Source organism: Methylobacterium sp. AC433, assembly GCF_979253015.1.
On record NZ_CEEDBN010000011.1, the window covers coordinates 158,580 to 165,824 of the forward strand.

At 72.9% G+C, this 7,245-nt stretch carries 7 protein-coding genes; all 7 read left to right on the forward strand.

Annotation, left to right across the window (positions count from 1 at the left end; genetic code table 11):
• Positions 1-154: 154 nt before the first annotated feature.
• Positions 155-1,141, forward strand: coding sequence for a beta-ribofuranosylaminobenzene 5'-phosphate synthase family protein (locus tag AC0IWM_RS16305; protein ID WP_471756684.1), 987 nt, complete (start codon positions 155-157; stop codon positions 1,139-1,141).
• Positions 1,142-1,251: 110 nt separating this feature from the next.
• Positions 1,252-2,145, forward strand: a complete 894-nt coding sequence (locus AC0IWM_RS16310) for an NAD(P)-dependent methylenetetrahydromethanopterin dehydrogenase (RefSeq protein WP_471756686.1) — start codon at positions 1,252-1,254, stop codon at positions 2,143-2,145.
• A gap of 149 nt (positions 2,146-2,294) precedes the next feature.
• Positions 2,295-3,320 carry an ATP-grasp domain-containing protein gene (locus AC0IWM_RS16315; RefSeq protein ID WP_471756688.1) on the forward strand — a complete coding sequence of 342 codons (1,026 nt, stop codon included), beginning with the start codon at positions 2,295-2,297 and terminating at the stop codon, positions 3,318-3,320.
• Positions 3,317-4,303, forward strand: coding sequence for a methenyltetrahydromethanopterin cyclohydrolase (mch, locus tag AC0IWM_RS16320; protein WP_471756690.1), 987 nt, complete (start codon positions 3,317-3,319; stop codon positions 4,301-4,303). Before AC0IWM_RS16315 ends, mch begins: the two co-directional genes overlap by 4 nt.
• Positions 4,304-4,548: 245 nt before the next feature.
• Positions 4,549-5,460: an ATP-grasp domain-containing protein gene (locus tag AC0IWM_RS16325; RefSeq protein WP_471756692.1), complete on the forward strand. Its 912-nt coding sequence runs from the start codon at positions 4,549-4,551 to the stop codon at positions 5,458-5,460.
• Complete coding sequence (locus AC0IWM_RS16330; protein ID WP_471756694.1) at positions 5,457-6,344, forward strand: triphosphoribosyl-dephospho-CoA synthase; 888 nt, start codon at positions 5,457-5,459, stop codon at positions 6,342-6,344. Before AC0IWM_RS16325 ends, AC0IWM_RS16330 begins: the two co-directional genes overlap by 4 nt.
• 190 nt (positions 6,345-6,534) lie before the next feature.
• Complete coding sequence (gene fae / locus AC0IWM_RS16335; protein WP_056183739.1) at positions 6,535-7,047, forward strand: formaldehyde-activating enzyme; 513 nt, start codon at positions 6,535-6,537, stop codon at positions 7,045-7,047.
• The last annotated feature ends 198 nt before the right edge of the window (positions 7,048-7,245 follow it).

Genomic DNA, 7,245 nt, shown 5'->3' on the forward strand with positions numbered 1-7,245 from the left:
GGCGCCGCGGAAGGAGCCCGCGGGAGCCCGGCCCGCGCCGGGAGATTTGCCCGATGCGCTTGCGACGGGTCGGCGCTCCGTGGGAGAAGCCGGCGGCGCGGGATCGGCGGCCCGACGGGGCACGGGGCCGCATGGAACGGGAGGACGGGTCGCGATGGAGGGGATCGACGTGATGCGGCCCCCGAGCGGGCCGGGCGAACCCGGCACCGGCCTGCGCGTGCACGCTCCCGCCCGCCTGCATTTCGGATTCCTCGACCTGCATGGCGGGCTCGGCCGGCGCTTCGGCAGCATCGGCCTCGCCCTCGACGCCCCCGCCGTGACCCTGACGGCGCGGCCGGCCGGGCGCCTCGACGTGACCGGGCCGGAGGCACGGCGCGCCGCCGCCTACGCCCTGGCCGCTGCCGGGCATCTCGGCATCGCCGGTCACGCCGCGCTCACCATCGAATCCGCCATTCCCGCCCATGCGGGCTTCGGCTCCGGCACCCAGCTGGCGCTCAGCGTGGCGGCGGCCCTGGCCGGCCTCGCCGGGCGGCCCTTCGCGCCGGAGGACTTCGCCAACGCCCTCGACCGGGGCAACCGCTCGGGCGTCGGGCTGGCGGCCTTCACGCAGGGCGGCCTCATCGTCGATGGCGGGCGTGACCCCGACGGCAACCCGCCGCCGGTGATCGCCCGGCTGGCCTATCCGGAGGCCTGGCGCGTCGTGCTGATCCTCGACACCGGCATGACCGGCGTCCACGGCACCCGCGAGGTCGCGGCCTTCCGCGACCTGCCGCGTTTCCCGGAAGCCCAGGCCGCCGAGATCTGCCGCATCGTGCTGATGCAGGTGCTGCCCGCCGCGGTCACCGCCGAGCCGGAGGGGTTCGGCGCCGGCATCACCCGGATCCAGCAGCTCATCGGCGACCACTTCGCGCCCCACCAGGGCGGCCGCTTCGCCAGCCCGGCCGTGGCCGAGGCGCTCGCCGCCATCGCCGAATTCGGGATCGTGGGCTACGGCCAGAGCTCCTGGGGACCGACCGGCTTCGCCCTGGTGCCCTCCGAGGCCGAGGCCCGCGCCCTGGTGGCCATGCTGGAGCGCCCCGGCCCGCTGAAATTTCTGATCGCCCGGGGGCGCAACACCGGCGCGACGGTCACCGCGCTTTAAGACGACGTCCTGTAAATCCGAGCTTCGGGCCGCCCGCACCGGGCAGGCTTTGACAATTCGACGCCTCGGCGCACGATCGGGCCGCGTCACAGCACGAAGGGAGTCCGACGATGGCCCGCTCGATCCTGCACATGATCACGCCTCTCAAGCACATGAGCCCGTTCGACGTGAACATGGCCGTGGACGCGGGCTTCGAAACCATCGCCACCTACGCGAATGCGACGCTCGCGGACGTGACGACGCTCGTGCAGGATTCGATCTTCTCACGCGCCCCCCAGGACGGCGTGCGCACCGGGATCTTCATCGGCGGCAAGAACGCCGAGGACGCCCTCGACATGATGGACCGGGCCAAGAAGGCCCTGGTGCCGCCCTTCGCCAACCACATCTTCGCCGATCCGGCCGGCTCCTTCACCACCGGCGCGGCCATGGTCGCGGAGGTGACCCGCGCCCTGAAGGCGAAGTTCGACACCGGCCTCGAGGGCAAGCGCATCGTCATCTTCGGCGGCGCCGGCGTCGTCGCCTACGTCGCCGCGGTGATCGGCGCCCTGCACGGCGCCAAGGCCGTCCTCGTCGGCCATGACGGCGAGGAGCGCGTCAGCAAGATCGCCAACACCATGCGCTGGCGCTTCGACGTCGAGGTCGAGGCGGTGGACGGCTCCACCGTGGCCGCCCGACGCGCCGCCATCGTGAACGCCGACGTCATCCTCTCGGCCGGCCCGGCCGGCATCCCGATCCTCACGGCCGAGGACCTCGAATCCGCCCCGAAGCTGCTCGTGGCCTCCGACGTCAACGCCGTGCCGCCCGCCGGCATCGCCGGCATCGACGTCAACGCCGTCGACGTGCCCCTGCCCACGGGTCGGGGCGTCGGCATCGGGGCGCTGGCGGTGGGCAACGTGAAGTACCAGACCGAATCCCGCCTCTTCCGCCGGATGCTGGAGGCCGACGAGCCGCTCTGCCTCGACTTCCGCGACGCCTACACGCTGGCGGTCGAGGTGGCGGGCTGACGCCCGAACCGTCGGAGCCGGCACCGGCCCTCGCCGGTCGGACACTCCTGATCGCCGCCCAGTCCGGCCGCGCCCTCGCCCAGGCGGCGCGGCGGGCGGGCCTGGCGCCCCTCGTCCTCGACCTGTTCGGCGACGCGGACACCCGCGCTTTGGCCGAGGGCTACCGCCAGGCCGAAGGACGGTTCGGAGCCGGGCTGCTCGGCGGCGACGCGATCCTGCGCCATCTCGACATCCTCGCGGCCGAGGGGCCGGGCGAACCCCTCGGCCTCGTCCTCGGCAGCGGCTTCGAGGCCGCCCCCGACCTGATGCGCGCTATCGCGGGACGCCACCGCCTCCTCGGCGCCGGCCCGGATTGCGTGGCCGCCCTCAAGGACCCCTTCGCCGTCGCAGCGCTGTGCCGGGCGCAGGCCGTCCCGCACCCGGCCGTCACCCGCGATCCCGTGCCCGACAGGGCCGCCTGGCTCCTGAAGCGGGCCGGGGGTTCGGGCGGCACGCATATCCGCGCCGCGCCGGGCGGCCCCGCCCCGCCGGGCGCCTATTTCCAGGCCCGGGTGCCGGGACGGGCCGTGTCGCTGGCGGTCCTGGCCGACGGCGCCGCGATCCGGCTGGTGGGGGTCACCGAGCAGTGGAGCGCCCCGTCTCCCCTCCGGCCCTTCCGCTACGCCGGCGCCCTGGAGCGGGCGTCCCACGAGCCGCCGGTGCTCGGATCCGAACTTCTGGCGACGATGGCGGCCGGGGTCGCGCGCCTCGCGGCGGCGACCGGCCTCAGGGGGCTCGCCAGCGCCGATTGCCTCGTGGACGGGCGGGATTGGTGGCTCACCGAGATCAACCCGCGCCCGGGCGCCACCCTCGACGTGCTCGACCGGCGCCGGACCCCGCTCCTCGCCCTGCACATCGCGGCGAGCCTCGGCCGTCTGCCCGATCCGGAACCCGCACCGATGGATGCGGCGGCGTCGGAAATCTGCTACGCGGCCAGCGGCTACGCGCCGATGCCGCCGATCTCCTGGCCGGATTTCGTGCGCGACCGCCCAAGACCCGGCACCACGGTGGCGCGCCACGCACCGCTGTGCACCCTGTTCGCCACAGGGCCGGACTCGGCCGCCACGAGAGCGATGTTGCGAAGCCGGGCCGCGGAAATGCGGACCCTGCTCGCCCTGACGGAGGGACACCCATGACCACCAGCCCGAGCGGCGCGAAATTCCCGTTTCCGAGCGTCAACGCCCTGACCGCGCCCCTGGTGGAGCGGCTGGTCGCCGATGCCGAGGCCCTGCGCCTGTCCGTGACCACCGAGAACGGCGCCCGCATGGTCGATGCCGGCGCGAACGTGCGCGGCTCCATCGAGGCCGGGCGCCGCATCGCCGAGATCTGCCTCGGCGGCCTCGGCACCGTCTCGATCGCGCCCTCCGGCCCGATCGCGTCCTGGCCCTACTCGGTGATCGTGCACGCCGCCGATCCGGTCATCGCCTGCCTCGGCAGCCAGTATGCCGGCTGGTCCCTGGCCGACGAGACCGGGGATTCCGGCTTCTTCGCCCTCGGCTCCGGCCCCGGCCGCGCCGTCGCGGTGGTGGAGGACCTCTACGGCGAGCTCGGCTACAAGGACACCGCGACCCAGACCGCCCTGGTGCTGGAGGCGGCCGGCGGCCCGCCGGCCTCCGTCATCGCCAAGGTGGCCGAGGCCACCGGCCTGGCGCCGGAGCAGCTGACCTTCATCTACGCCCCGACCCAGAGCCTGGCCGGCTCGACCCAGGTCGTCGCCCGCGTCCTCGAGGTCGCCCTGCACAAGGCCCACACCGTCGGCTTCGACCTCCACAGGATCGTCGACGGCATCGGCTCCGCCCCGCTCTCGCCGCAGCACCCGGACTTCATCCAGGCCATGGGCCGCACCAACGACGCCATCATCTACGGCGGCCGCGTGCAGCTCTTCGTCGAGGCCGACGACGCCGATGCGCAGCAGCTCGCGGAGCAGGTCCCCTCGTCGAACTCGGCCGATCACGGCGCCCCCTTCGCCGACATCTTCGCCCGGGTGAACGGCGACTTCTACAAGATCGACGGCGCCCTCTTCAGCCCGGCCGAGGTGATCGTCACCTCCGTCACCACCGGCAAGAGCTTCCGCGGCGGCAAGCTGATGCCGGAGCTGGTCGAGGCGTCGTTCCGCTGAGCGGACGCGCGACACCCCTCCGCCCACAGACCCCGGGCTTGCCCGTGGCCTGCCTTCGAGTGCTCAAGTCGGGCAGGCCCGCCTCGAGGTGGGGGAGGGTGCCTGCGGAGCAGGCGGGCGTGGGGGCGCGCATCCGGACATGGCGCTCCCCTCATCCGGCCCGCTGACGCGGGCCACCGTCTCCCGCAGGGGGACACTTTCTCCCGCAGGGGGAGAAGAAACCGACGTTGAGGTTGTAAGAAAGTATGCGGATCGGGCTCGCGGCCGACAACGGCAACTGGCACAAGGCGCGCCTGAAGGCCGCCCTCGAACAGCTCGGCACCGAGCCGCTGCTGTTCTCCATGGCCGACGTCGCGGTGGTGACGGGGGAACCCGAGCCCCTGCGCGTGCCCGGTTTCGCGACCCTGCCGGACGGCGTCCTCCTGCGCACCATCGCGGGAGGCACCTTCGAGGCGACGACCATGCGCCTCGGTGTCCTGCACGCCCTGGTGGCCGCCGGCACCACCGTGTGGAACTCCCCCGGCGCGATCGAGCGCTCGGTCGACAAGGCGATGACGAGCCTGCTCATCGCCCGGGCCGGCCTGCCGACCCCGGAGACCTACGTGCTCTCGAAGCGCGAGGCCGCCGCCGAGATCGTGGCGCGGGAGGCGCGGCCCGGCCGTCCCCTGGTGCTGAAGCCGCTCTTCGGCTCGCAGGGCGAGGGACTCCAGCTGATCGAGCGCCCGGAGGACCTGCCCGACGAGGAGGCGGTGTCCCGGGTCTACTACCTCCAGCGCTACATCGCCCGCGCCGACGGCCTCTGGCGCGACTACCGGGTCTTCGTCTGCGAGAGCCGCGCCATCGCGGGCATGATCCGCGAGGGTGACGGCTGGATCACCAACGTCCATCGCGGGGGCCGGCCCCTGGCCTGGGCGATGCCGCCCGCCGCCGCCGAGCTCGCCGAGCGCGCGGCCGCCGCGGTCGGCGTCGATTATTCCGGCATCGATCTCGTCGAGGACGGGCAGGGGGGCTACCTCGTGCTGGAGGTGAACTCGATGCCGGCCTGGTCCGGGCTGCAGCGGGTCACCGAGGTCGACATCGCCCTCGCCGTCGCCCGCGGCTTCCTCAACGCCGTGCGGGCGGCCCGCCCGCCCCGCCTCGTCGCGGCCCTCGGATGATCGCGCCCGAGGCCATCGCCGCCGCCTACCGCGCGAGCTGCCTCGACGAGCTCGACGCCCTCAAGCCCGGCAACGTCCACGCCTTCGCCGACGGCCACCGCATGGCGGTGGCGGATTTCGTGGCGAGCGCGGAGGTCTCCGCGCCGTACCTCGCCGAGGCCGGGGCGCCGGTCGGCCGGCGCGTGCGCGGGGCGGTCGCGGCGACGATGGACCGGGTCGGCCAGAACACCAACCTCGGCATCCTGCTCCTCTGCGCGCCCCTGGCCCTGGCGGCCGAGGCGGACCCGCCCCTGCGCCCCGCCCTCGCGGCCGTGCTGGACGGCCTCGATTCCGCCGATGCGCGCGACGTGTACGCCGCGATCCGCCGGGCCAATCCGGGCGGCCTCGGCCGGGCCGAGCGCCACGACGTCACCGATGCGGCGGCCCCGGCCTCGCTCCGGGTCGCCATGGCCGAGGCCTCCCCGCGCGACGCCATCGCGCGGGCCTACGTCACCGGATTCGCCGATCTGTTCGCGATCGGCCTGCCGGCCCTGGCGGCCGCCCGTGCGCGGACCCTAGCGCCGCCCTGGTGCACCACCGCCGTCTACCTCGCCTACCTGGCCCGGGTGCCGGACAGTCACGTGGCCCGCAAGCACGGCCCCGACCGGGCGGAGGCCTTTCGCGCCGAGGCGCAGGCGCTGCTCGCCCTCGACCTCGAAGCGGCGCCGGTGGAGGCCCTGCTCGACCGGGACCGGGCCTGGAAGGCGGCCCGCCTCAATCCCGGCACCAGCGCGGACTTCACGGTGGCCACGCTGTTTCTCGCCCGCCTCCTCGAAACCGGGACCCAAAACGACCGGCCCGGTCAAGATTTCGCCGACTCAAACGAAGGTTCCGGCCGGCGATGAATAAATTGCCAGGCCGGACGCCCCGCGCAGGGTTGTTACCGGCAAGGCCCCAGAGTAGGGTCCGCGCCGCGATCCGGGCTAACCGGTCCGGTCCCTCGATGGACTGGACGCCGTGAACAAGGATAGCTGCCGACCGCGCCTGAAGCTCGGGGGCGGTCACGTCTTTTCAAGACTTTGGGAGAAACCCCACATGGCGAAGATCAACAAGGTTATGGTCGGCGAAGCCCTCGTCGGCGATGGCAACGAGGTCGCCCACATCGATCTCATCATCGGACCGCGCGGTTCGCCGGCCGAGGCCGCTTTCTGCAACGGCCTCGTGAACAACAAGCACGGCTTCACCAGCCTGCTCGCGGTCATCGCGCCGAACCTGCCCTGCAAGCCGAACACCCTGATGTTCAACAAGGTCACCATCAACGACGCCCGTCAGGCCGTCCAGATGTTCGGCCCCGCCCAGCACGGCGTCGCCAAGGCCGTGCAGGATTGCGTGGCCGAGGGCACGATTCCCGCCGATGAGGCCGACGACCTGTTCATCCTGGTCGGCGTGTTCATTCACTGGGAAGCGGCCGACGACGCCAAGATCCAGAAGTACAACTACGACGCCGTGAAGCTCTCCATCGAGCGCGCCGTCAAGGGCGAGCCCACCGCCGCTGTCGTCACCGAGCAGCGCAACTCCGCTTCGCACCCCTTCGCGTCGAACGCTTAGATCGGGGGCAGTCCTGGGCAGAGCGCGCCTCCGCCCGCACCGCGGGGCCTGCTCCAGCGACTGGCTTCCATCTTCCTCGGACGATGAACACATGACGGGGCGGCCTTCGGGCCGCCCCTCTTTATGGATGGCCCGCCCCTCACTGGGCTTCACTGCTAGGTTTGCAGTGTGGCTCACACGAGGGATGGAGCGGACCGA